Here is a 25389-nt window from a genome sequence, read left to right as displayed (position 1 = left end):
TTGTTTTTTTAAGGGGTATCTAATTTTGTGTATTTTTAATGTGAGTTGTGAATTTTGCTTAACAAAGTACACAAGGGTTCGTACCTCAGGAGGTGAATGGCACAAGCCATTGCGCAATTGTTAAAGATGAAAGAAATTGAGCTCGAAATATTTAGCCCTATACACGAGATAAGGCATCCTTTGCTGAATGAGAAAGGCATTGACCTGTACCTAAAGCGCGATGATCTGATACATCCCATTATATCAGGCAACAAATGGCGCAAGCTAAAGTATACGCTCCTAAAAGCACGCGATGAAAAGCAGGATCACCTGGTAACTTTTGGCGGCGCATATTCCAATCACCTGCTGGCAACTGCGGCAGCGGCGGCTCAGTTTGGCTTTAAAGCAACAGGCATTGTGCGGGGTGAAGAAGTGACAAATGATCATTTGTTTTTGTGCAGCCTTTACGGGATGAATTTGTTGTTTGTTGACCGGGAAAGTTATCGCGATAAGCCAAGCCTGTTTACCCGATATTTTAGTAACGATGCCAATGCCTTTTTTATTGATGAAGGCGGTTCATCGCCCGAAGGCGCCCAAGGATGCAGCGAATTGATGGATGAACTGATGCATAATTATAACCACATTTTTTGCGCCTGCGGTACGGGTACAACAGCGGCGGGAATTATCAACGGTATCAACAACAATTATCTTGAAACTGAGTTTCACGCTATACCTGTTTTTAAGAATGGTAGTTTTATAGCCAATGAGATTGATAAGTACCTGTTAAAACCATCAGTTTATCAATTGCATACCGATTACCATTTTGGCGGATATGCCAAAACTACGCCCCAACTTATTGGCTTTATACAGCAATTTGTAGCCACTACCGGTATCCTTATCGATCCTGTTTATACCGGCAAAATGCTTTACGCGATATTTGACCTGGCGGGCAAAAATTATTTTAAACGTGGCAGTAAAATATTGGCCATTCATACCGGTGGTACCTGGGGTTTGTTGGGTATGAAAGACAAGTTTTTACCTTTTGCTGATAAATAAAATTTAGGCCCAAAATCAATTAGGGTATAAAAAGCAGGTTTAAATTGTTTAAACATTGTTTTGGCATAAGCAGTTCAAAAACCTTCAAATTTGTTTGTATTAAGGCATTTTGGTAAATTTGGTTAAATACCAAACTGCCATGTATAACCTATCAGTTACAGCCGAAAACGTTCAACCCATTTTACAAAAACACATCCTTGCCGATGGTTTCGACCTGACGTTCGACCTGGAGAAAAGCAAAGGCATACACATCTACGATTCGAAACATAAGCGTACCATTCTTGATTTTTTTAGCTGCTTTGCCTCGGTTCCCATAGGGTACAACCATCCCAAAATGATGGATGATGATGAATTTAAAAACAACCTGATGCTGGCCGCATTGAACAACCCTTCAAACTCAGATATCTACACCACCCAATACGCCCAATTTGTTGAAACATTTGGCCGTATAGGCATACCCGACTACTTGCCCCACGCTTTCTTTGTAGCCGGCGGAGGCCTTGCCATAGAAAATGCCTTAAAAGCATCGATGGATTGGAAGGTGCAGAAAAATTTCGCCAAAGGTTATACTGAAGCCAAAGGCCTTAAGGTGATACACTTTGAGCATGCTTTTCATGGCCGCACGGGTTATACTATGAGCCTAACCAACACCAGTCCCGAAAAAACCAAGTGGTACGCGCAGTTTGATTGGCCCAGGGTATCTACCCCAATTATGGAGTTCCCGTATTCGGATGAGCGGCATGAGGAGTTATTAAGGAAAGAAGCTAGATCGATCGCTCAAATACGAAAAGCTTTTGCTGATAATAAGGATGATGTTTGCGCCATCATTATTGAGCCTATCCAATCAGAAGGTGGCGATAACCACGTACGCCCGGAGTTTTTAGAACAATTACGCCTGTTGGCGGATGAGTACGAGGCTATGCTGATATATGATGAGATACAAACCGGTGTTGGCTTAACAGGTAAATTTTGGTGCCACCAGCACTTTGGTGATAAGGCGCGGCCGGATATAATAGCCTTCGGTAAAAAGATGCAGGTTTGCGGTATGCTGGTTGGTAAAAGGATTGATGAAATAGAGCACAATGTATTTACGGTATCATCACGTATCAACTCAACATGGGGTGGCAGCCTTGCAGATATGGTGCGTGCAAGCAAAATACTGGAAATTATAAATGATGATAAACTATGCGAAAACGCTGCATTTACAGGCGGTTACCTCCAGCAAAAGCTCATAAAAATATCAGAAAAATATGAAGTTATGAGTAATGTACGCGGCCGGGGTTTATTAACAGCATTTGATTTTGAAACCGCGGCTCAACGAAATACGTTTATGCAGAAAGGGTTAGAAAATAATGTATTGTTTATTGGCTGTGGCGATAAAAGCATCAGGTTTAGACCTGCCCTTATTATGGATACCATACATATTGATGAAGGCATGGATATTATTGAGCGAATATTAGTTAATTTTTAGTTTAAAGAAAATAATTATCATAAAACTCACGTATCAATAATGTTATGTCTTTTTTTTATAATAATAAACACTTTTTACAATATAAAACGTTGTATCATTAAATTAAATATATAATTTGCGCAATTAATATACAAAAAAACAAGTAATTTTGCAGATGCATCTGTTTCCCCACGGATGCAATTGTATTACATTCAAGCACTTATTAAGCATCATGAGCAAACACACCGAAAAACTAAGAAAACAACTATTGGAGATATCTGAGGTTGTTAACGCCTTCAACTCAGAAGCCGTACAGGTTAAAATTATTGACAGACTATTAGATAGCATTATTGACGGTGAAAGACACGATTATGATGGCGAATCTATCAAGCTGCAAGATAACCGCGTGCGTAAGAGAAGGGCTGATTATGAAGATGATGGAGAAGGCAGGATACGCGGACGTAAAAAACCCGGTGCAACAAAAATCCTGAACCAGATTATCCATACTGATTTTTTTGATACACGCAGATCAATAGCATCAATAGCAAATTATTGCAAAGAGAGCTATGATTCTGATTTTAAAACCTCTGAATTATCAGGCATCCTGTTAAAACTCGCGAATGAAGGTAAACTTAAACGCGAAAGAAACAATGATAATAACCGTTTTGATTATGTTAAGCCATAATTATTATTGTTACTTATCATAAATATAAGAAAGTCGATAATATCTATCGGCTTTCTTATTTTAATGATTATTTGAGGCTAAACAGGTTTTCAACACCCAATATTTTTTTAGAAGTATAACCCTCGCCATATTTAACACCAATACTTTTGCCAAACTCGCGTGCACGGCCTTCTATAATATCGTAAAAATCGGGAGATGAAATATACGTCTCATTTTTCTCATCCGACTCAGGATTAAAAAACTGGGTTCCGTAAGCACGCACACTCTCCATTTTTTTATTCCAGTGTTCGGTTATATCAATTACAATATCCGGCTGGATATAGTTATCCTGTATAAAGTGTAATGTTAATCCAGGCCGCCACGGTGCCTGTTTTTTACCATCCAATATTGTTTCAACTTTTATCAATCCTGATAAAAATGCAGCGGATTCCACCAACTCACTTGCACGGCCATGATCAGGGTGCCTGTCATGATAAGCATTAGTAATTACAATTTTGGGCTGATACTTACGGATAGCCGAAATAACTTTGAGTTGGTGATCCCGGTCATTCTTAAAAAAGCCATCGGCTAAAGCCAGGTTTTCTCTAACAGTTAAGCCCAGTATTTCAGCTGCCAGGGCAGCTTCCTTATCCCGCAATTCGGCAGAGCCACGGGTGCCCAACTCGCCACGGGTTAAATCAACAATGCCAACTTTATGGCCTAATGCAATGTGCTTAAGTATAGTGCCGCCGCAGCCTAATTCGGCATCGTCGGGGTGTACGGCTAAAACAAGGATATCTAATTTGGACATATTAATTTTTAGATGACAGCAAGCGTGCGATCTTCTTTTTTATTTTTGATGAATTGGGTTTGGTAAAGGGGTAAAAAAAGTCAACAACCTCTCCTTTTCTATTGATCAGGTATTTATGAAAATTCCATTTAGGTGTCGATTTTATGTTCCCATTCAGTTTTTTATCCGCCAGAAACTTATATAAAGGATTAGCATAAGTACCCCTCACCCGTATTTTAGCAAAGGTTTGATAATTAGCGCCATGATTAATTTCGCAAAAAGATGCTAAACCGCTATCGTCTAAAGGTTCCTGTCCGCCAAAATCATTAGATGGAAAAGCCAGTATTTCAAAATCTGTCCCTTCAAACGCTTTGCGTAACTCTTCCAGGTCTTGCAGTTGTGGTGCAAAACCACATTCGGATGCCGTGTTCACAATCAGGAGCACCTTATTGGTGTACCTCGACAGGCTTATCTCTTCACCGTTTAACTTTTTAACATTAAAACGGTAAATGGTATGTTCGTCCATTAGTTTCTATGATATTTATAACCGGCCTGGTTCAATATGTTCTCAATTTCATATTCTTCCTGCGGATCATAGGTTTCTTTTAAGTTATGCCCAAACAACCTTGCAAGCGACTGAAACATGAAAGCATTGATGCTGCCTTTTAATTCTTTAACTAACGCAAAACTTGTAGTGCCTGTTTCACGGTTAACTAATTTAATTAATATTTCGCCCTGGGTTATACTCATGTCTTTTATCTTGTTATTAAACAGATCTTTAATCTGCTTTTCGCAAGCCTTTACCATTTCTTTTTGCTTACCCTTATCAGCAGTGGTGGCCAAATCACGCTCTAACTGGCGGTACCTGTTACCTGCAAACATGGCATACGGGGCAACTTTTAACACGTTATAACGGAGGCGTAAATAACCATCGCGCGATTCTTTGGTTAAAAAAACCCGATGATCATATATATCCACCCCCTTTAAAAGCAGCCAGGGTACCATTTCGCCGTCAAGCTCTGTCACGGCTACATGTATGGTATCATTTTTGCCTAATTTAGGCAATGGCGGGTGCAGGCTTTGGGCCAGTACAAATACCGATAAACAAGTAAATACGCATAAAAGCCCGATAAATTTCATAATTTTACGTGTATAAAATTAAACCTATTTTTTGTGTAAACCCATAAACAGGCTAACAATTAATAGTTTGTTACAATAATATTGCATATTAATACCTTATTACCCCGGAAGTAACCCGTGTTGCCTTGCAAAATAACGAAGAAGTTACACGCATAGTTTGGGGAATACAAAAATAAGCTACTCTGAATGAAAGAATTAGTGATTGACCTGGAAGCCGAAAAAACTGAAATACTAAAAAGATACCGGGCTTTGCTGCGTGCCTGTAAGCCTACTATGCAAAAAGGCGATAAAAGCATGATACGCAAAGCATTTGATATGGCCCTGGAAAGCCATAAAGATATGCGCCGCAAATCGGGCGAGCCCTATATTTATCACCCCATTGCAGTAGCGCAAATAGCCGCCGAAGAAATTGGGCTGGGTACTACATCAATTGTTTGTGCGCTGTTGCACGATGTTGTGGAAGATACCAGTGTTACTTTAGATGACATAGAGCGCGATTTTGGTAAAAAAGTAGCCAAAATTATTGACGGACTAACTAAAATATCGGGTGTTTTTGATACCAACAGTTCGCTGCAGGCCGAAAACTTCCGTAAAATGTTGCTTACCCTTGCTGATGATGTAAGGGTTATCCTGATCAAGCTTGCCGATAGGCTGCACAACATGCGCACCATGGAGTTTATGCCGCGCGATAAGCAGTTAAAACTCTCATCAGAAACTATATACCTATATGCCCCTTTGGCACACAGGCTGGGCTTGTATGCCATAAAGTCTGAACTGGAAGACCTCTCGATGAAATACACCGAGCACGAAACTTATCAGTTCATTAAAAATAAGCTGAACGAGAAAAAGGCCGAGCGCGAAAAATTCATCCGCGATTTTATTGAACCGGTAAGAAAAGTGATCGTTGCGCAAGACCTTCACGTTGATATCTTCGGGCGGCCAAAATCTATTCATTCCATCTGGAACAAGATGAAGAAAAAGGCTATCCCTTTTGAAGAAGTGTATGACCTTTTTGCCATCCGTATTATTTTGGACAGCACACCTGAAAATGAAAAAGCCGACTGTTGGAAAGCATACTCAATAGTTACCGACCTTTACCGTCCTAACCCCGATCGCTTGCGCGACTGGATATCATCGCCCAAAGCAAATGGTTATGAGAGTTTACACACCACGGTAATGGGCCCGCGGGGGCAATGGGTTGAAGTGCAGATACGCACCAAACGCATGAACGAAATTGCTGAGAAAGGCTTTGCTGCACACTGGAAATACAAAGAATCATCAACCGATAGCGGCCTTGACCTATGGGTGCAAAAAGTACGCGAAATGCTGAAGAACCCCGATGCTAACGCATTGGATTTTCTGGATGATTTTAAAATGAACCTATTCTCTGATGAGATATTCATTTTTACACCGAAAGGAGCGCTTATACAATTACCTCAAAATGCTACCGCTTTGGACTTCGCCTTCGAGATACACTCGGATGTTGGCGCAAGCTGTATTGGGGCTAAGGTTAACCATAAACTTGTTCCGCTAAGTTATAAGTTGCAAAACGGCGACCAGGTAGAGATCATCACATCGGGAAAACAAACACCGAAAGAAGACTGGCTGAATATTGTTGTTACCGCAAAAGCGAAGGCCAAGATCAAATCATCGCTTAAAGAGGAGCGCCGAAAAATTGCCGAGGATGGTAAAGAAATATTAGAGCGTAAGCTAAAATCGTTAAAAATAACTTACAACTCGGATAACCTTTATAAGCTGAGCTATTTCTTTAAGCTAACATCAACCCAAGACCTGTTTTACAACGTAGCCAAAGGCGTGATCGATATGAAAGATCTGCGCGAGTACGTAGCTTCAGAAAAGATAATTGAGCTTAAACCACAGGAGAATAAGATAGAGACCGACCAGGTACATAACCTGCTCAAAAACATCAAAGCCAAAGACAGCGATATTTTGCTGATAGGCGAAGATATGCAGAAGATAGACTATAAGCTGGCTAATTGCTGCAACCCTATCCCCGGCGATGATGTATTTGGCTTTATTACCGTTGGCGATGGCATTAAGATACACCGCACCAACTGCCCTAATGCTACAAAACTCATGTCGAACTACGGCTACCGCGTGGTGAAGGCACGCTGGACAAACCAGCAGGAACTGGTTTTCCTTACTGGATTACGCATTACCGGCATTGATGATGTTGGCCTGATCAACAAACTAACCACCATTATATCGCACGATTTTAAGGTGAATATCCGTTCTATTACTGTTGATAGTGATAATGGTATTTTTGAAGGATCAATAATGGTATATGTTAATGATACTGAACACCTGGATAACCTGATCAAAAAACTGAATGCGGTAAGAGGCATTACGGCTGTTACGCGATTTGATTCGGTGGAGAAAGCGTCGTGAGAGCCTTGAGTCTAAAGTCTATAGTCATGAGTAAGACAATAAAAATTGACTCAAGACTGGCGACTCAAGACTATAGACTGTGAACTAAAAAAACTACCTTTGAATTAATAATTAATAAGCATGCCCCAACAGGAAACCATAGCAATGGTTAAAAAGATTTTCGAAGCTTACCTCGAAAATAAAAGCCTCCGGAAAACCCCAGAGCGCTTTGCCATACTCGAAGAGATATATTCGCGCAGCGACCATTTTGATGTAGAATCGTTATACATCCACATGAAAAACAAAAAGTACCGTGTTAGCCGTGCTACGGTTTATAACACATTGGAACTTTTGGTATCATGCGATCTGGTAACCAAGCACCAGTTTGGTAAAAACATGGCCCAGTTCGAAAAATCGTACGGCTACAAGCAGCATGACCATATCATCTGCATTGACTGTGGCAAGGTGGTTGAGTTTTGCGATCCGCGTATTCAACAGATACAATCAATGATGGGTGATATTTTAAAGTTTGAGATAAAGCACCACTCGTTAAACCTGTATGGCAATTGCGACAAACTGAAAACAGGTAGCTGCGACAGAAGAAATTAACACTTCTAAAAATCTTCAAATTAATCTGTATAGTTTAGTTAATGATTATACCTTTGGGCTTCTCAATTTTTAGAACTTCTATTTAAAGAATAAATAAAGCTAATGGCTGTTGACGTATTACTTGGCCTTCAATGGGGCGACGAGGGAAAAGGAAAGATTGTGGACGTATTGAGTCCGGATTATGATTTGATAGCCCGTTTCCAGGGCGGCCCTAATGCAGGGCATACTTTAGAGTTCGACGGTAAAAAATTCGTTTTAAATACCATTCCTTCCGGGATATTTTTTAACAATACCATTAACCTGATAGGTAATGGCGTTGTGATAGACCCCATTACGCTAAAGCGTGAAATTGATAAGCTAAAAGATGCCGGGCATGACCTGCTGGCAAAAAAGAACCTGCTTATCGCGAAAAAAGCGCACCTGATATTACCTACTCACCAATTGCTTGATGCCGCATCTGAAAAGAAGATGGGCGATGGTAAAATTGGTTCGACCTTGAAAGGCATAGGCCCAACTTACATGGATAAAACCGGCCGTAACGGTTTGCGTATAGGCGATATTTTACAGCCGGATTTTAAAGAAAAATATGAAAAGTTAAAAGGTAAACACACCTCAATGCTGCAGGCATTGTATGGCGAGGTTGCCGATTTTAGCGAGCGTGAGGCTGCATTTTTTGAAGCTATTGAGCTCATCAAGAAATTTGAACTGGTTGATTCTGAGCATTACGTTAACAACGCGATCAAACAGGGTAAAAAAGTATTGGCCGAAGGTGCGCAGGGTACCATGCTTGATATTGATTTTGGCTCATACCCTTTTGTAACCTCATCAAACACTACTACTGCAGGCGCCTGTACCGGTTTAGGTATAGCCCCGCAGCAAATTGGCGATGTAATAGGTATATTTAAAGCCTATTGCACCCGTGTTGGCGGCGGCCCCTTCCCTACCGAGCTGGATAACGAAGTTGGTGAAGAGCTACGCAAAGTTGGCCACGAGTTTGGCGCTACAACAGGCCGCCCGCGCCGTACCGGCTGGATAGACCTGCCTGCGCTTAAATATGCCATTATGCTAAATGGCGTTACCCAACTGGTAATGACTAAAGCGGATGTACTAAGTGGTTTTGATAAAATTTATGCATGTACGCACTACATTCATGAAGGTGAGACTATTGATTATATGCCATACGATATCTGCTCGGTAATACCTAAGCCTGTTTACAAAGAAATTGATGGCTGGAATGAAGACTTGACCGGAATACGCGAATTGAATGAGATACCACAACGGTTAAGCGACTATATGGCTTTCCTGGAAAAAGAGTTGGAAGTACCTGTTAAATACCTTTCGGTTGGACCGGACAGGGTACAAACTTTGGTATTGCACTAATATAAAATTACTTAAACAAACAGATAGAGGCCGGTAATACGGCCTTTTATTATTTTATAGGTTTTGTTTGATGAAGATAACCGCTGGTAAAATTAACATGGAAACATTTAAAACTAAGGCGTTGCAATGGGCTTTGGCTTTTGATGTATTTGCGTATCTCAATTCAAACGATTTTTCTGACCAATACAGTAAGTTTGACACCCTGCTTGGTGTTGGCATTAAGCAGCAATTAAAATGCGATACCGGGAATGCCTTTGAGCAACTGGAAACATTCAGGTTAGCAAACCCAGGACACCTGTTAGGATTTTTTTCATACGATCTGAAAAATGAAACTGAAGATCTGATTTCATCGCATCCCGATCACCTACAATTTCCGGAACTTTATTTTTTTGTGCCGGAGCACCTCATCCTGATCAAAAATGGCGAGATCGAGATAGTCTCGGATAATGTCGATAAGGTGCTTAATGAAATAGAAGAACAGGTTTTAATTACAAACACCACACAGCCTGGCTTGAATATTCGATCGCGGTTTAACCGGGATGAATATATTGAAGCCGTGAAAACCATCCAGCAGCATATTATCCGTGGTGATATTTACGAAACCAATTTTTGCCAGGAATTTTATGCTGATGATTGCGCCATCAGCCCGTTAGAAGTATTTACTCATCTTAATAAAATTTCCCCCACGCCGTTTGCCGCTCATTTTAAGCTGGGCGATAAATACATTATTTCCGCCTCACCCGAAAGGTATTTAGCTAAACGGGGTGAGCAATTGATATCACAACCCATAAAAGGCACAGCCAAACGCAGCGCTGATAAAACCGAAGACGAACGACTGAAAGCTGAATTAAAGAACCATCCAAAAGAACAGCAGGAAAATGTGATGATAGTTGATTTGGTACGTAACGACCTTACCCGCGCTGCCAAACCCGGAACAGTACAGGTTGAAGAGCTTTTTGGTATTTATAGCTTTGAGCAGGTGCATCAAATGATATCGACAGTTACCTGCACCAAAGATGAAGCCATAACAGATGTACAGGCCATTAAACGCACCTTTCCTATGGGTAGCATGACAGGCGCGCCAAAGGTAAACGCCATGCGCTTAATGGAACAATACGAACGCAGTAAACGAGGCGTATACTCCGGTGCTATTGGTTATTTTGGACCCGATGGCGACTTTGATTTTAACGTGGTGATACGTACCATTTTGTACAATGCGGAAAACAAGTACCTATCATTCCAGGTGGGTAGCGCCATTACGCATACCGCTGATGCGGAAAAAGAATACGAGGAGTGTTTGTTGAAGGCAAAGGCAATATTTGAGGTATTGGGAAACCCATTATAATTTTTCACTTTAGTTAACAATTATGGTACTTAGTAAAATAAAATCCATCCTATTGTTGATAGGATCGGGTGTGGGCTCACTCGCTTTATCGATTGCTTTCTTAAACTTTGGCGCTATGGAACTTGCGGCACTGACTTATTTTTTCGTCCCATTTGTTGTTCTTTTATTTACGCTTATCCTATTTTTAATTTGCGATTTATGGTGGAAGAATAAACGTATAATATTTATTGTCTGCTATTGTGGAATTAATTTAATAACAGGTGTTTTAATGCGTCTCGATTTTTATTACCACATCATCTTTTAACTAGTGGTAATCTTCCCCGCTACCCTCACCGCCACATCCGATCCATCGGCAAAGAAAGCCGAAAACGGGTTTACACTTAAATACGGTACAAACTCCTCTCCGTATAATTTAGCTATATCCGCATCAAAGGTATAATCCCGCACTTCTCGCACGTTCCAGCTGGGGTGCTCAACGGCATATTCTAACGTTTTGGTTTCGGTAAGCTTGTTATAACCCCAGTAGTGTTCAAATATAAATTCCTCTGCGCTATCTTTTTTCATAGGGAAGGCGTCGAAGTGCACAATGGCACCCAGCATGTTCCATTTTCCTTTTAGCTTCCATTCGTATTTGTGCTCAAAAAGGCCATCGCTAAGGTGGGTAGTATTATGGCGCATGGGCATGGCGCTGTAATGTTCGTTATAAAGCGTGTTAGCCATAATGGCTATAACCGATTTAGGTACAATTTCGCTGATAAATACCGCGCCGCGCTTCCATTCCTTACCATCAAACCTACGTACGTAAAAGCGTAGGTTTACTTCCTCAAAGTTGATATGGAACGGCCATTTGATACCTAATACTTTTGTGTCTTCAAACAGAAAGCCAACCATGCTCACCAAACATTTACCTTCCCATAGGTCCAGTTCGGTACCGGGTGGTAAATGAGGTAGCAAAATTTCGGGCGGGACCTCATAGTTTAACATGAGCAGGTTCGTCCACTTAGCAGTCAGAAATTTTGGCTTGGTCATATATAAAACAAAAGTCCCCTTTTTATGGGGGACCTGTATTTATTTAGTGTAATATTTCATGGCTTCGGGCAGCCTGGCCTGTATATCAGTAATACGTTTTTGATCAGACGGGTGATCGCTTAAAAATTCCGGTGTACCGCCGCCGTTTTTGCTGGCTGTCATCATGCGGTTCCAAAAATTAAGTGCCTCGTGCGGATCGTATCCAGCCATAGCCATAAAAGTTAAACCCAATCTGTCGGCTTCCGACTCCTGGTTGCGCGAATAGCTTAACAAAACCAAACCGCCACCAATACCATACAATTGGTTAATAGCGGTAGCCGTTCCGCCTGTGGTAGAAGCGCCCAATATGCCTCCAACACCCTGAGCCACCATCTGTTGCGATATGCGCTCGGCAGAGTGATGGGCAACGGCGTGGCCAATTTCGTGTGCTAAAACTGTTGCAAGACCGGCATCATTTTGTGTAACGGGTAATATACCTGAATAAACAGCCACCTTACCGCCAGGCATACACCAGGCATTTACTTCTTTACTCTGTATCAGGTTAAACTCCCAATTAAAATTGTACTGATTACTATACCCATTTGTATTCAAATATTTTTCGATAGCGCTTGACAACCTTGCCCCAATCAGCTTTACACGCTGCGCATCGGTACCGGTTCTAACAACAACTGTTTGCGGGCTTGATAATAGTTGTGAATAGCTTGTTGCAGCCGATTGATTTACTTCGGCATCGCTGACGGTATTAAATTGCTTGCGCCCGGTAATTGGCACTGTTGTACAAGATGATATAGCTGCAACAACTAAGGCCGTTACAATAATTTTGGTTGAGAATGTTTTCATAATTACGCGGTTTTCTTTTTGAACAGGTTAACCTTTGATTCTTTACCATTCAATAACCGTTCCACATTGCGCTGGTGGGTAACTAATATCAACACGCAAATGGCCATGCCATATATAATTACCGATTTATTTACCCCTTCGGTAAAAATAAAAGTAACCCCTATCAGGTAAGTAAAGCTTGCCGTTATGGAGCTTAACGAAACATATTTGGTAATTAACAATACAATAATGAATACTGCTACGCAAAGCAATGCGGCCTGTATATTTACGGCTAAAACCATCCCAAATAATGTAGCTACGCCCTTGCCGCCCCTAAAGCCAGCAAATATGGGAAACAGGTGGCCCATTACTGCTGTAATGCCCAGTGCCAGCTGAAAGTTTGTAAAAGCGGTGGAATGTATAGCGCCCGTGGTTGATATGCCTATAAAATAAGCCAGGTTGGTTGCTGTCCACCCTTTTAAAATATCAATAAGCATAACAGGGATACCGGCTCTTTTACCCAGTACCCTGAAGGTGTTAGTCGCACCGGCATTACCGCTGCCGTACTCGCGGACATCAACTTTATAAAAAGCCATCCCGATCCATACAGCAGTTGGTATTGAACCAAACAAATAGGCCAGTATGAGCGCTGAAATCGAATAGGTTGAAATCATCTCAGTACAATAATACTAAATGCTATCGTAATCACCATAATATTTAATCATTAAAGGCTTTAAGGCTTAAATCTAAACTTTTTACTGAATGTGTTAAAGCGCCTATTGAAATATAATCAACACCACACTCGGCATAGCTACGCACATTTTCGATAGTGATACCGCCCGATGCTTCAGTAATAAACTTACCACCTATTATTTCAACCGCCTTTTTAAGGTTATCGGTTGTAAAATTATCAAGCATTATCCGTTGCACGCCGCCTGCCTGCATGGCTTGTTCCAATTCGGTAAAGTTACGTACCTCTATTTCAATATCCAGTTGTTTGTTGTTTTGTTGGAGGTAGTTTTTGGCATTATTTATCGCGTTAGCTATCCCACCTGAGTAATCAACATGGTTATCTTTAATCAAAATCATATCGTACAAACCAAAACGATGGTTAACACCACCGCCTATTTTTACTGCCCATTTTTCAAAAAAGCGAAAACCAGGTGTGGTTTTACGGGTATCAAGCACTTTAGTATTTGTCCCCTCCAATAAGGCAACAATTTTTTGCGTTTGTGTCGCTATGGCGCTCATGCGTTGTACACAGTTAAGCACTAAGCGCTCAGCCTTTAAAATACTGTGTACACTGCCGCTTACATTCAGCGCGATATCGCCAATCACCATACTGTCGCCATCGTGCATTAGCACTTCAACAGCAAGTTGGCTATCTATCAGGCCGAATATTTCTATAGCCAGGTCAACACCGGCCAGTATGCCGTTTTCTTTTACCAGTAATTTGGCTTTTCCTTGTGTGCCTTGCGGGATGGTTGATAATGAGGTATGGTCGCCATCGCCAACATCTTCGGCAAGGTAAACTTTAAGGAGTTCGCGGATGATATTTTTATCCAAAATTCAGTTTTTAAGAGACTCCAAAAGTAAAAAAATACTTTTAAAGCTAATTGGCTTTTTCTTCGCTGATACCTAACTCGGTGAGTTGAAATACACCTTTGTTATTTTTAACAGAAAAAGACACCCGATAGTTTCCGCCTTTTGTAGTAAGAATAATGACGGCATAAAGCAGATCGGGATTGGAGTTTAACCTGTGTACCACCTTAGCACTTACAGGCTGATTTTTGGCAAAAAAAGCATTCAGCATTACCTGCGCCTTTTCTTTGGGATAAGTATCCTGATTATCGGCTATGGCGAGATCGATACTGGGGGCCAGTGTTTTACAAAGCTCAGCAACGTTGCCCTGCTTTAAAAAAGCTATGGTGCGCTCAACAGGATCGTCGGTACGTGGCTGCAATACAGCCAACGACAGTAAAAACGAAAGATACAGCATTTTCATAGCACAGGTTTGTTTGATGTTACGTAATAAATATACTAAAAGTTACGCATATCAAATTATATTTGCAGCGTGGAAAAAACAAATAAAAAAGTAGCCTTACTTATCCTTGATGGATGGGGTTATGGCCGTAACGACAGATCAAATGCAATATTAGCAGCAAATACTCCTTTTTTTGATTCGATACTCGAAAAATACCCGCATTCAAAATTGCAGGCATCGGGCATATCGGTAGGTTTGCCTGCCGGGCAAATGGGCAACAGCGAAGTTGGCCACATGAACCTTGGGGCGGGCCGCGTAGTTTACCAGGAGTTGGGCCGTATCCACAAAGCGGTTGACGACCACGAATTTGACACCAACCCGGTTATCAAAAACGCGTTCGACTATGCTAAACAGAATAATAAAGATGTACACTTTATCGGTTTAGTATCCGATGGTGGCGTACACTCGCATATCAAGCATTTAAAAGGCCTATGCGATGTTGTGGGCCGTTTTGAGTTACCAAACGTTTTTATCCATGCCTTTTTAGATGGGCGTGACACCGACCCGAATGGCGGCATTAAATACATTACCGATTTAGAGAACCACATTAGCGGCAGTAATGTAAAAGTAGCATCGGCTATTGGGCGTTACTATGCTATGGACAGGGATAACCGTTGGGAGCGTGTTAAAAAAGCTTATGATGTAATGGTTAACGGCGAAGGCCACCATACCCATAACATTCAAAAAGCAATAACAGACTCATATGCCGAAGGCGTTAGTGATGAGTTTATTTTGCCTATAGTTAAAACTGATGATAATGACCAGCCCATAACCGTAATTAAACCCGGCGATGTAGTGCTTTGCTTTAATTTCCGTACGGACAGGGGCCGCGAAATTACTGTGGCGCTTACGCAGAAAGCTTTCCCGGAGCAAAATATGCACCCGCTTGATCTGCACTACATCACGATGACAACCTACGACGAAACATTTAAAAACGTTCAAGCTGTATTTACCAAAGATGATCTGTCGTTTACCTTAGGCGAAACCTTGCAGAACGCGGGTAAAAACCAGGTAAGAATTGCCGAAACAGAAAAATATCCGCACGTTACCTTCTTCTTTTCGGGTGGCCGCGAAAAAGAATTTGAAAACGAAAAGCGTATTTTGATCCCATCGCCCAAGGTGGCTACTTATGACCTGCAGCCCGAAATGAGCGCCGAAGGTATCCGCGACGCGATCATCCCGGAGTTACAATCGGGCTGGCCTGATGTGGTGATACTTAACTTTGCCAATACCGATATGGTGGGCCATACCGGCGATTTTGCCGCGGTTGTTAAGGCGGCCGAAACGGTTGACCAATGTACACAAGCGGTTGTTGAAGCAGGTATTGCCAACGGATACTCATTCATCATCATTGCCGACCATGGTAATGCCGAATTTATGATAAACGATGACGGATCGCCAAATACAGCACATACCACCAACCTGGTACCTTGTATTTTGATAGATAAAGATTATAAGGAAATTAAAGACGGTAAACTGGGCGATATAGCACCAACCATATTAAAAATAATTGGCGTACCTATCCCATCACAAATGAGCGATAATGTTTTGGTATAAACTAAGGCCCGCCGTTGTTATTATTTTATTAATGGCTGCAAGCTGCAAGCCGGAGGTGAAAGATGACAACGGCAAACTAAAATATTTTGACCTGAAGAAATATTTTAACAATGAAGCCGCACGCCTTACCCGGCAATATCAGCACATTAATAAAACGGTAAGTTATAACGGCCAGCAGGAAACTAAAAACGTAACCATAAAACACTGGCAGCAAGAGCTAAATTCGTTTATAGAATCGGATGTTAATAAGGCTGCATGGAAGGATAGCTATATCCAAAAAGCAGAGCACGCGTATGCGATAAGTTACATTGCATTGGATACAACACTGCATACACGCAGGATAGAGATCTTTTTTGAACCACGGAATAATACTAAAGTTGAAAAGATCGAGATCAGTAATTTTACATCAAACATGCTGTATAAAACCAAAGAGCAATTAGTTTATGTTCCTGATAGTATTTACGTGATAGAGAAAAACCAAAAAGTAAGGTTATTGGGTAATAACGATTATAAAATAACAGGGAAATTTAACTAAGGCCTTAGCATAGCTGTAGCCAATAGTTGTTTTGACTGATCGAGCTGTACAGAAATATCCTTTCGCTCGGGGTGATCGGCAAGTATCTTATCCAGATCGGTAATGGATGCCTTCAACGATTCTGTTCCACGGGCCTTATCGTAAAACTTAGTAGTTTTTTGCAGTTTGAAAACCCCGTATTCCCGGTAAAATATTCCACGGTTCTGATAAAATTTTGTGTCTGTTGGTTCCAAAGTTATCGCTTTCGTCAAATCAGCAATGGCGCCTAACAGGCTTTTATCACGTTCTTTATCAGATGTTTGTATATCCCGTGCTAAATAGCTTCTGGCTAAAGCGCGGTAATAATATGCAGAGCAGTCGGCAGGTTTTAACTCAATTAATTTGGTGTAGGTAGATATCGACCTTTTATAATTTTCGTTATGGAAGTATGAATAACCCAGCATCCAAAGCGCGCTGGAGTTGGTAGAATCAACAATACAAGCTTTTTCAAGCTGGTTAACAGCCGCTTTAAAATCGCCCTGAAGTAAAGATTGCTGGCCCAGTTTAAGATATGAACTTTGAGCCTGAGAGCTCCCGATAGAAGATACCAGCAAGAGGGGGAAAATAAATGAAAGTTTCATCAGTACCTTAGATCTGGTGTTCAATTAACATATACTATAACTCTTTTGTAAAGAAATTATTATGCCAGTTTTATTAAATTTTTACAAATGTTATCTGTTTATACAACATCAATAACATTAAACTTGTTTTCAATAGTTAAACCAATGTTTCTACATCCCTGGTAAATAACTAAAATGAGTAATTAAATATAAATATCAAATTTAATTAACTTTAAATGAAGCTTGGCATAGCTCTTGAAATATAAGTACCCCGGCGGTAAATACACTAAAAACCACCCATTTTAACCTGTTAACATATAACAGGCTGACAACTTGACGTTATTACACATACATAGAAGGATATTTGATGAGTTTTGATCCATTTGATTTTAGAAGCGCGCTACCCATTATAAACGAAGATTCAGAGTTTTTCCCCCTCATGTCATCAGAGGATGAGGAGGAAATGAACAACGAAGAGCTGCCCGAAATACTGCCAATATTACCACTACGTAATACAGTGTTATTTCCGGGAGTTGTTATCCCTATTACTGTTGGCCGCGATAAATCTATCAAACTGATACGCGATGCCAATAAAGGTAACCGCATGATCGGGGTAGTATCGCAACAGGATGTGGGTATTGAAGACCCTACTTTTGAGCAATTGAACCATGTAGGTACCATTGCGCTCATCGTAAAAATGCTGCAAATGCCCGATGGTAATACCACCGTTATTATACAGGGTAAAAAACGCTTTATGCTAAAAGATGAGGTACAAAGCGAACCTTACATAAAAGCTACCATACAGCCCTTTATTGAAATTAAAGGTAAAGAAGATAAAGAGTTTAAGGCCTTAATATCATCGATAAAAGATATGTCGATGAACATTATACAGCTTTCGCCGAATTTACCGAGCGAGGCAGGCATAGCCATCAAAAATATTGAAAGTACTGCTTTCCTTATCAATTTCATATCATCAAATATGAATGCCGATATGCTGGCAAAACAGGAATTGCTTGAAATTAACAATGTGCGCGACCGTGCCAAAGTTGTTTTGGAACACCTTACCGTTGAGCTGCAGATGCTGGAACTGAAAAACCAGATACAAAGCAAAGTACGTGTTGACCTTGACAAACAGCAACGCGATTATTTTTTAAATCAGCAACTAAAAACCATACAGGAAGAATTGGGCGGTACATCGCCCGACCTGGAGATAGATAACCTGCGCCAGCGCGCATCCAAAAAGAAATGGGCCAAAGAAGTTGGCGACCACTTTAAAAAGGAACTGGAAAAAGCAGCCCGCACCAATCCCGCGGCAGCGGATTACTCGGTACAGATAAATTACTTAGAGTTATTACTCGATTTGCCGTGGAACGAGTTTACCAAAGATAACTTTGACCTTAAACGCGCCCAAAAGGTTTTAGATAAGGACCATTTTGGTTTGGATAAGGTAAAGCAACGCATTGTTGAATACCTTGCCGTATTGAAACTTAAACGCGATATGAAAGCCCCTATACTGTGTTTAGTTGGCCCCCCGGGAGTTGGCAAAACATCATTAGGTAAATCAATAGCAAAAGCTTTGGGCCGTAAGTACGTACGCATGAGCCTTGGCGGGATACGCGATGAAGCCGAAATACGCGGACATCGTAAAACCTATATTGGCGCTATGCCGGGCAGAGTAATACAATCGCTCAAAAAAGCGGGAGCAGCTAACCCTGTGTTTATTTTGGATGAGATAGATAAGATAGGCAATGATTTCCGTGGCGATCCATCTTCTGCCCTGCTGGAGGTTTTAGACCCTGAGCAAAACAGTACTTTTTATGATAATTACGTGGAGATGGATTTCGACCTGTCGAACGTGATGTTTATCGCTACAGCAAACTCATTAAGCACGATTCAGCCCGCTTTGCTGGATAGGATGGAAATCATAGAAGTGAACGGCTATACCATTGAAGAGAAAATTGAGATAGCCAAACAGCACCTTGTACCAAAACAACGCGAGGCACATGGCTTAAAATTGAAGGATGTTACCTTAAAAAATAACGTGCTCGAAAAATTGGTAGAAGATTATACCCGCGAATCGGGTGTGCGTTCATTAGAGAAGAAAGTAGGATCGTTGATCCGCGGTATCGCAAAAAGCATTGCCATGGAAGAAGAATATAACGCCGCCGTAACCAAGGATGATGTAGAGCGTATTTTGGGCGCCCCTATTTTTGATAAGGACCTTTACGAAAATAACGAGGTTGCCGGTGTGGTTACAGGGCTTGCCTGGACACAGGTTGGCGGCGATATCTTATTTATTGAAGCGAGCTTAAGCCCCGGTAAAGGAAGGTTGACCCTGACAGGCAGCCTGGGCGATGTAATGAAGGAATCGGCAACGATAGCCCTCGCCTACCTGCGCGCGCATGCTTCATTGTTTGATATCGATCAGAAACTGTTCGACCAATGGGATATACATATCCACGTGCCTGCGGGCGCTACACCTAAGGATGGCCCATCGGCAGGCATAACCATGTTAACTGCCCTTACCTCTGCATTTACACAACGCCGGGTAAAGAGCCATTTAGCGATGACAGGCGAGATTACCCTGCGTGGCAAAGTATTGCCTGTGGGCGGTATCAAAGAAAAGATACTGGCAGCAAAACGCGCTAATATTAAAGAGATTATACTTTGCAAATCCAATCAAAAGGATATTAACGAGATAAAAGGCGATTACATTAAGGATATGACCTTCCATTATGTTACCAGCATGCGCGAAGTGATAGACCTTGCCCTGCTGAAGAACAAAGTGAAAGACGCGATAGTCCTTACGGTTAAAGAAGACCCGAAACCCATTTTAAATTAACATATTACATGGCTAACAACGTATTTAAAGTATTGTACCTGCTGGTAGGCATGGCACTGGTTGCCGTACTGTTTGCCATGTACCAAAAACAAACTGAAAGCCGTTACGAGGTGATCAACCAGGCATCGGGCGTAATGTTGTTTGATAAACATACCAACGAGGTTTATTTTAACGCGGATAATAAATGGCATGTGGTGCGTAATGATGGCAGGATGGAGACTTTGGCGGAATTGCCTAAATAGTTTTTTTGTTGAAAGGTTGGAAGGTTTCTGAATACCTATTTTATCTGTTTACAACAGATTTGTCATTGCGAGAAGTTCCCTTTTCGGGAACGACGTGGCAATCTCTGAGACAGGTCTGCAACCATGTATGTCGTGAATATCCTCAGTGATGGCCATTCCGCCGAAGAGGCGGATCGCCATGACAGAGTTGGAAGATACCTATTTTTACCTGCTTAATGATTATGCAAAGTAAATCCGAAATCGAACATCTGAATCCTAAATAAAAATAAAAGAATACCCATAAATACCCATATTCATTTATAAATTCGAAATCGAAAATCCGAAATTCGAAATCAAATAATACCCATATTTGCCCATCAGCATATTCATACGATGATCCATAAAAAAGAAAGAAAATATATACCCGCCGAACTTGAAATTAAGTGGGAAACCCTTGAGCCATTTTATAAAGAGTTAACCGACCGTGCAATAAATTCGGTTGAAGAACTGGAGAAATGGCTGCAGGACCGTAGCGAGTTAGAGGCAGCTTTAGAAGAAGATTTTGCATGGCGATACATCCGCATGACCTGCGATACGGTAAGCGAAGACCTGCTGCAAAAGTTCCAGTATTTCGCTACCGAGATTGAACCGAATATTGCCCCTTACAGCAACAAGCTAAATGAGAAGTTTGTAGCCAGTGAGTTTGCTGAGCAACTGGATGGCAAAAAATTCTTTATTTACCTGCGTGGAGTGAAGAACGCGCTGGAGCTTTTCCGCGAGGAGAATATCCCGATACAAACCGAAATACAGGTGGAGCAACAAAAATACCAATCGACTACCGGCGCCATGTCGGTGCATATTGATGATAAGGAGTTTACTTTAGAGCAGGCTTCGGTATTTTTGAAGGACCAGGATCGCGATAAGCGCCAAAGCGTTTGGGAGAAAATAACCACCCGCCGTTTGCAGGACAGGGATAAGCTGAATGAGTTATTTAATCACCTGCGCGGCCTGCGCCATAAACTGGCGCTGAATGCCGGCTTCGAAAATTTCCGCGATTATATGTTCAAAGCCATGGGGCGCTTTGATTATACATCACAGGATTGTTATAATTTTCATGAAGCGATAGAAAAAGAGATTGTTCCGATACTGAAAGCGCAGGCCGAAAAACGTAAAGCAGCGTTGAATCTTGAGGCTTTAAAACCATGGGACACTGAAGTAGATATTACAGGAAAAGCGGCATTAAAACCATTTAGCAGTGGCGAAGAGCTGATAGAAAAATCGATACAGTGTTTTACCAACATCAGCCATTATTTGGGTGAGCGTTTGGAAATAATGAAAGACAATGGACTGTTTGATGTAGAGAGCCGCAAAGGCAAGGCACCGGGTGGTTATAACTATCCATTGGCCGAAACAGGTGCGCCTTTTATATTTATGAACTCGGCCGGTGGCTTGCGCGACCTCACCACGATGGTGCACGAAGGCGGCCACGCAGTACATACCTTTTTAACGGCAGACCTGGAACTGAACGATTTTAAACATTGCCCGAGCGAGGTTGCCGAACTGGCATCGATGTCGATGGAGCTGATATCGATGGATAACTGGGATGTTTATTTTAAAGACGAGGCGGAACTAAAACGCGCCAAACGCGACCAGCTTTTTGATGTATTGAAAACCCTGCCATGGGTAGCCGTGGTTGATCAATTCCAGCACTGGATATATACCAACCCCGACCATACCAACGAGCAACGTACTGAAGCCTGGACACAGATATTCGACCGTTTTGGCGCCAGCTTTGTTGATTGGGCCGGCCTGGAAGATGCCAAGCAAAACCTGTGGCAAAAACAGCTGCATATTTTTGAAGTGCCGTTTTACTATATTGAATACGGAATGGCCCAATTAGGCGCTATAGCTGTTTGGAAAAACTATAAAGAAAACCCGGAAAAAGGTTTGGACCAGTACATAGCAGCTTTAAAATTAGGCTATACCAAAACCATCACCGAAATTTACGAAACAGCAGGCATCAAATTTGATTTCAGCGCAAGCTATGTAAAAGAATTGGCTGAGTTTGTGAAGGCTGAGATGGATAAGATAGATTAATGTGCAAATATGCAGATGAGTAAATGCCGAATATTTTAAATGAGATTGATTATTGCCTACTTTAGGCTGATATAATTATGATGATGAGAAGAGTTTTATTGTGTTTGATGTTTGTGGTATCGGTGCTGTCGGTTTTTGCGCAGACTGAAAAACCTAACTATGCTACTGCTATTGGTAAGCTTAAAAAGTATTATAACAATAGCCTTCCCGATAGCTTGTTCGCCATGTTTGCACCTGCGGTTAAAACAAGTTTGCCTTTAGATAAAACCAAAGAACTCATCAGCAGCATGCATGCCCAAATAGGTAATTTAAAGCAAACTACTTTCGCAAAATATATGAGCACAGCGGGTGTTTACAAGGCGGAGTATGAAAATGCTACCCTATTCATCAACCTATCGTTAAACGGTTATAATCAAATTGATGGCTTGTATTTCAGAGAATATAAAGAAGAAAAGCCTACGGGTGCGAATGTACCAGCTTTAATAGCAGCACCTTCTTCACCGGCCATATCCGACCCATCGTTAACAGAATCGCCTTTTACTTTAAAAACACTGGCAGGCACCCTTTCGGGTACATTGACCACTCCTAAAAACGCTACCGGAAAAATACCGGTTGTACTGATCATAGCAGGTTCAGGCCCTACCGACAGGAACTGCAACAGCTCCCTGGGCTCTAAAACCGACGCCTTTAAATACCTTGCCGAAGGTTTAGGTAAAGCGGGTATCGCATCATTACGGTATGATAAACGTGGCGTAGGGCAAAGCACAACATCGCAAAAAGAAAAAGATACCAAGTTTAGCGACATGAGCGATGATGCCGGTTCGGTAATAGTTAAACTGCAGGAAGACGACCGTTTTTCGAAAGTGATCGTATTGGGGCACAGCGAAGGATCGCTGGTTGGCATGATAGCTTGTTACAGTGCCGAAAATCTGGCAGGTTTTATATCAGTAGCAGGCCCGGGCAGAACAGCAGACGTGATTATAGCGGAGCAAATGAAATCTGCGCCACCATCGGTAGCTATGGAGTTTAAAACCATTGTAGATAGTTTAAAAAAAGGGAAAACAACACCTAAAGTTGACCCCGCACTATACGCGCTTGCCAGACCGAGTGTACAACCCTACCTGATGAGCGCGATATTTATTGACCCGGCCCGTGTTATCAAAAAGATTAAGCTGCCCGTGCTAATCATACAGGGGAATAATGATATGCAAGTAAGTGTGCTTGATGCCGAATTGCTAAAGAAAGCAAAATCTGAAGCGACACTAAAGATCATTGACGGAATGAACCACGTTTTAAAGCAAGCACCAACTGATAGGGCCGGAAATATGGCTACTTATAACGACCCATCGTTACCTGTTAAACCTGAACTTATTACTGCTATAGTTGACTTTATAAAGGGACTAAAAAGCAAATAACGCTATTTCCAGCTATTCAGCATTCGCCTCATCAGCACGATCTGGCCTATGTGATAGCTGTTATGGTCGGCCATCATCAACGCGAACCTGAAAATGGTCTCGTTCTCTTCCGTGGCGAAGGGCTCAAACAGGTCAACGTCTTCATCACTTACAAGGTCAATAAATTTTTGGCGGTCACTTAATATCTGGTCGATCGAGTTTTGCCATTCCTCTTCGCTTTTGGGGGCCGCGTTTTTTGGCCAATAAGCATCGGGCCATTTTGGCGATGTATGCTGCAGGTTAGTGCTGAGTTTTAATACATCCCACTGTACCACACGGATATGATCAACCAATTGCCAGATGCTGTAGGGCGCATCATTGGGTTTAACGCCTCTTAAATTCTCCGGTAAACCATGCAAAGCTTCAGTTAACGATGCGTGGGAGTTACCGCCCTCTAACAGAGCCAGTAATTGTTTGCGGGTTGTTGATTCAACTAAAGACAGATCGGCCATGGCAGTAAATTTTATTATTCAAAATTACATAATGCACGTTACTTATGGTTTGTTTTTATCGTCTTTTTAAAAATGAATTTACAACGCGCATTTAAAAATTTAACCAGGTATTAAATTAATTACACAATAAACCTTTCGGCTTTCCTGTTATCTATACCATTATAATAAAAATTAAGAATCATGAAAAAAATTATCTTATTATCAATATGCCTGCTTAGTATAGCAGCTTCTGTAAGTGCACAGCGTTACCCGCCTGCACGCCGTAATTACCCGCAACGCCGTGCGCCGCAACAACAGCAACGCAAGGTAGTTGATAACGATTTTAACCGGCCACGGTTAGGTATAGTAGGTGGCATAAACCTCGCGAACATTATTAAACCAAACGACCCGGGCTTTCGTACCGATATAAAAGCAGGGTTAAACGCGGGTATTAGTTTGGATGTACCTATCTCCTATCCTTTTGGTTTCGAAGCTGACCTGTTATACTCAGAAAAAGGTTACACAGCATACACCGGCTTTGGTGGCCAGTTTACACAACGCAGCCAATTTATTGATCTGCCATTGTTATTAAAGCTATATGTAACACGTGGGTTTAGTTTTGTTATCGGCCCGCAGGTATCATTCCTTACCTCAACGCAAAACATCTACAACAATGGTTTTACTACTACGGTACAAAACCAGTATAACCTGGATAGTGAAGGCTATAATAAAACCCTGATAGATGGTGTTTTTGGTGTGGCTATAGCATTAAACCGTAATGTTGAGTTACGCGGCCGTTATACCATCGATCTGCAAAGCAATACCAGCTATGCGTCATCAAACAACCCTCAATATGCTAACCAGGTTTGGCAAATTGGCATAGGGTATAAGTTTTAAAAAGCAGAATCAAGAGTAAAGAATCAAGAACCAAGATGAGTGTTCTCTTGATTCCTGATTCTT

General features: G+C 41.5%; 24 protein-coding genes. 14 read left to right on the top strand and 10 right to left on the bottom strand.

The features are described from left to right. Window positions 1-96: 96 nt before the first annotated feature. The 3 genes from KXQ82_RS16990 to KXQ82_RS16980 all read left to right on the top strand — a co-directional run bounded on the left by KXQ82_RS16990 (window position 97) and on the right by KXQ82_RS16980 (window position 3170). The gene (locus KXQ82_RS16990; RefSeq protein ID WP_255563700.1) at window positions 97-1035 is read left to right on the top strand and encodes a 1-aminocyclopropane-1-carboxylate deaminase/D-cysteine desulfhydrase; all 939 of its coding nucleotides are present in this window, start codon (window positions 97-99) and stop codon (window positions 1033-1035) included. Window positions 1036-1174: 139 nt separating this feature from the next. Beyond that, window positions 1175-2506 carry an L-lysine 6-transaminase gene (gene lat / locus KXQ82_RS16985; protein ID WP_219489652.1) on the top strand — a complete coding sequence of 444 codons (1332 nt, stop codon included), beginning with the start codon at window positions 1175-1177 and terminating at the stop codon, window positions 2504-2506. A 211-nt stretch (window positions 2507-2717) separates the two neighbouring features. Next, on the top strand, window positions 2718-3170 hold the full coding sequence (locus KXQ82_RS16980; RefSeq protein WP_219489651.1) for a hypothetical protein: 453 nt from the start codon (window positions 2718-2720) through the stop codon (window positions 3168-3170). 67 nt (window positions 3171-3237) lie between these two features. Here the strand turns inward: KXQ82_RS16980 and bshB1 are convergent, their stop codons facing one another. From bshB1 to KXQ82_RS16965, 3 genes are read right to left on the bottom strand one after another with little or no spacing between them, the layout of a single operon-like run. After that, window positions 3238-3960, bottom strand: coding sequence for a bacillithiol biosynthesis deacetylase BshB1 (bshB1, locus tag KXQ82_RS16975; RefSeq protein ID WP_219489650.1), 723 nt, complete (start codon window positions 3958-3960; stop codon window positions 3238-3240). A gap of 1 nt (window position 3961) precedes the next feature. Next, window positions 3962-4465, bottom strand: a complete 504-nt coding sequence (locus KXQ82_RS16970) for a glutathione peroxidase (RefSeq protein ID WP_219489649.1) — start codon at window positions 4463-4465, stop codon at window positions 3962-3964. Then, on the bottom strand, window positions 4465-5079 hold the full coding sequence (locus tag KXQ82_RS16965; protein WP_219489648.1) for a DUF4294 domain-containing protein: 615 nt from the start codon (window positions 5077-5079) through the stop codon (window positions 4465-4467). The genes KXQ82_RS16970 and KXQ82_RS16965 overlap by 1 nt, the downstream gene beginning before the upstream one ends. 186 nt (window positions 5080-5265) lie before the next feature. On the opposite strand from KXQ82_RS16965, the gene KXQ82_RS16960 reads away from it, so the two are divergent. From KXQ82_RS16960 to KXQ82_RS16945, 4 genes are all read left to right on the top strand, one after another. Beyond that, complete coding sequence (locus KXQ82_RS16960; protein WP_219489647.1) at window positions 5266-7488, top strand: RelA/SpoT family protein; 2223 nt, start codon at window positions 5266-5268, stop codon at window positions 7486-7488. A 120-nt stretch (window positions 7489-7608) separates the two neighbouring features. Then, on the top strand, window positions 7609-8076 hold the full coding sequence (locus KXQ82_RS16955; RefSeq protein ID WP_219489646.1) for a Fur family transcriptional regulator: 468 nt from the start codon (window positions 7609-7611) through the stop codon (window positions 8074-8076). A 102-nt stretch (window positions 8077-8178) separates the two neighbouring features. After that, window positions 8179-9456, top strand: coding sequence for an adenylosuccinate synthase (locus KXQ82_RS16950; RefSeq protein WP_219489645.1), 1278 nt, complete (start codon window positions 8179-8181; stop codon window positions 9454-9456). Between the two features lie 97 nt (window positions 9457-9553). Further along, the gene (locus KXQ82_RS16945; protein WP_255563699.1) at window positions 9554-10801 is read left to right on the top strand and encodes an anthranilate synthase component I family protein; all 1248 of its coding nucleotides are present in this window, start codon (window positions 9554-9556) and stop codon (window positions 10799-10801) included. 300 nt (window positions 10802-11101) lie between these two features. On the opposite strand, the gene KXQ82_RS16940 is transcribed toward KXQ82_RS16945, so the two are convergent. Genes KXQ82_RS16940 through KXQ82_RS16920 form a run of 5 tightly spaced genes read right to left on the bottom strand, consistent with a single transcriptional unit; the run spans window position 11102 to window position 14654 of the window. Next, a complete protein-coding gene (locus tag KXQ82_RS16940; RefSeq protein WP_219489643.1) occupies window positions 11102-11830 on the bottom strand; it encodes a YqjF family protein in 729 nt (242 codons plus the stop codon). A gap of 39 nt (window positions 11831-11869) precedes the next feature. Continuing rightward, window positions 11870-12670: a M48 family metallopeptidase gene (locus KXQ82_RS16935; RefSeq protein WP_219489642.1), complete on the bottom strand. Its 801-nt coding sequence runs from the start codon at window positions 12668-12670 to the stop codon at window positions 11870-11872. Window positions 12671-12672: 2 nt separating this feature from the next. Next, a complete protein-coding gene (plsY, locus tag KXQ82_RS16930) occupies window positions 12673-13323 on the bottom strand; it encodes a glycerol-3-phosphate 1-O-acyltransferase PlsY (protein ID WP_219489641.1) in 651 nt (216 codons plus the stop codon). A gap of 43 nt (window positions 13324-13366) precedes the next feature. Then, window positions 13367-14215, bottom strand: a complete 849-nt coding sequence (gene nadC, locus KXQ82_RS16925; RefSeq protein WP_219489640.1) for a carboxylating nicotinate-nucleotide diphosphorylase — start codon at window positions 14213-14215, stop codon at window positions 13367-13369. Between the two features lie 46 nt (window positions 14216-14261). Next, window positions 14262-14654 (bottom strand): DUF4783 domain-containing protein, encoded by a 393-nt coding sequence (locus KXQ82_RS16920; protein ID WP_219489639.1) that lies wholly within the window; start codon window positions 14652-14654, stop codon window positions 14262-14264. A gap of 69 nt (window positions 14655-14723) precedes the next feature. On the opposite strand from KXQ82_RS16920, the gene gpmI reads away from it, so the two are divergent. Together gpmI and KXQ82_RS16910 are read left to right on the top strand one after the other, a co-directional pair. Next, window positions 14724-16250: a 2,3-bisphosphoglycerate-independent phosphoglycerate mutase gene (gene gpmI / locus KXQ82_RS16915; protein WP_219489638.1), complete on the top strand. Its 1527-nt coding sequence runs from the start codon at window positions 14724-14726 to the stop codon at window positions 16248-16250. Next, the gene (locus KXQ82_RS16910) at window positions 16237-16785 is read left to right on the top strand and encodes a hypothetical protein (protein WP_219489637.1); all 549 of its coding nucleotides are present in this window, start codon (window positions 16237-16239) and stop codon (window positions 16783-16785) included. Before gpmI ends, KXQ82_RS16910 begins: the two co-directional genes overlap by 14 nt. Here the strand turns inward: KXQ82_RS16910 and KXQ82_RS16905 are convergent. Beyond that, a complete protein-coding gene (locus tag KXQ82_RS16905) occupies window positions 16782-17405 on the bottom strand; it encodes a tetratricopeptide repeat protein (RefSeq protein ID WP_219489636.1) in 624 nt (207 codons plus the stop codon). The two genes, KXQ82_RS16910 and KXQ82_RS16905, sit on opposite strands and share 4 nt — an antisense overlap. 346 nt (window positions 17406-17751) lie before the next feature. On the opposite strand from KXQ82_RS16905, the gene lon reads away from it, so the two are divergent. The 4 genes from lon to KXQ82_RS16885 all read left to right on the top strand — a co-directional run bounded on the left by lon (window position 17752) and on the right by KXQ82_RS16885 (window position 23959). Next, entirely contained in the window at window positions 17752-20226 is a 2475-nt protein-coding gene (gene lon / locus KXQ82_RS16900) for an endopeptidase La (RefSeq protein ID WP_219489635.1), read from the top strand. A gap of 8 nt (window positions 20227-20234) precedes the next feature. Continuing rightward, on the top strand, window positions 20235-20468 hold the full coding sequence (locus tag KXQ82_RS16895) for a hypothetical protein (RefSeq protein WP_219489634.1): 234 nt from the start codon (window positions 20235-20237) through the stop codon (window positions 20466-20468). Window positions 20469-20840: 372 nt separating this feature from the next. Then, window positions 20841-22544, top strand: coding sequence for a M3 family oligoendopeptidase (locus KXQ82_RS16890; RefSeq protein ID WP_219489633.1), 1704 nt, complete (start codon window positions 20841-20843; stop codon window positions 22542-22544). A gap of 77 nt (window positions 22545-22621) precedes the next feature. Continuing rightward, window positions 22622-23959, top strand: coding sequence for an alpha/beta fold hydrolase (locus KXQ82_RS16885; protein ID WP_219489632.1), 1338 nt, complete (start codon window positions 22622-22624; stop codon window positions 23957-23959). A 2-nt stretch (window positions 23960-23961) separates the two neighbouring features. Here the strand turns inward: KXQ82_RS16885 and KXQ82_RS16880 are convergent, their stop codons facing one another. Further along, the gene (locus KXQ82_RS16880) at window positions 23962-24450 is read right to left on the bottom strand and encodes a DinB family protein (RefSeq protein ID WP_219489631.1); all 489 of its coding nucleotides are present in this window, start codon (window positions 24448-24450) and stop codon (window positions 23962-23964) included. Between the two features lie 180 nt (window positions 24451-24630). Between KXQ82_RS16880 and KXQ82_RS16875 the strand changes: the two genes are divergently transcribed. Next, a complete protein-coding gene (locus tag KXQ82_RS16875) occupies window positions 24631-25326 on the top strand; it encodes a porin family protein (protein WP_219489630.1) in 696 nt (231 codons plus the stop codon). The last annotated feature ends 63 nt before the right edge of the window (window positions 25327-25389 follow it).

Source organism: Mucilaginibacter rivuli (assembly GCF_019391655.1).
GTDB lineage: Bacteria > Bacteroidota > Bacteroidia > Sphingobacteriales > Sphingobacteriaceae > Mucilaginibacter > Mucilaginibacter rivuli.
The sequence above is the reverse complement of the archived record's forward strand: the minus strand, read 5'-3'. Positions and strand labels throughout refer to the sequence as shown.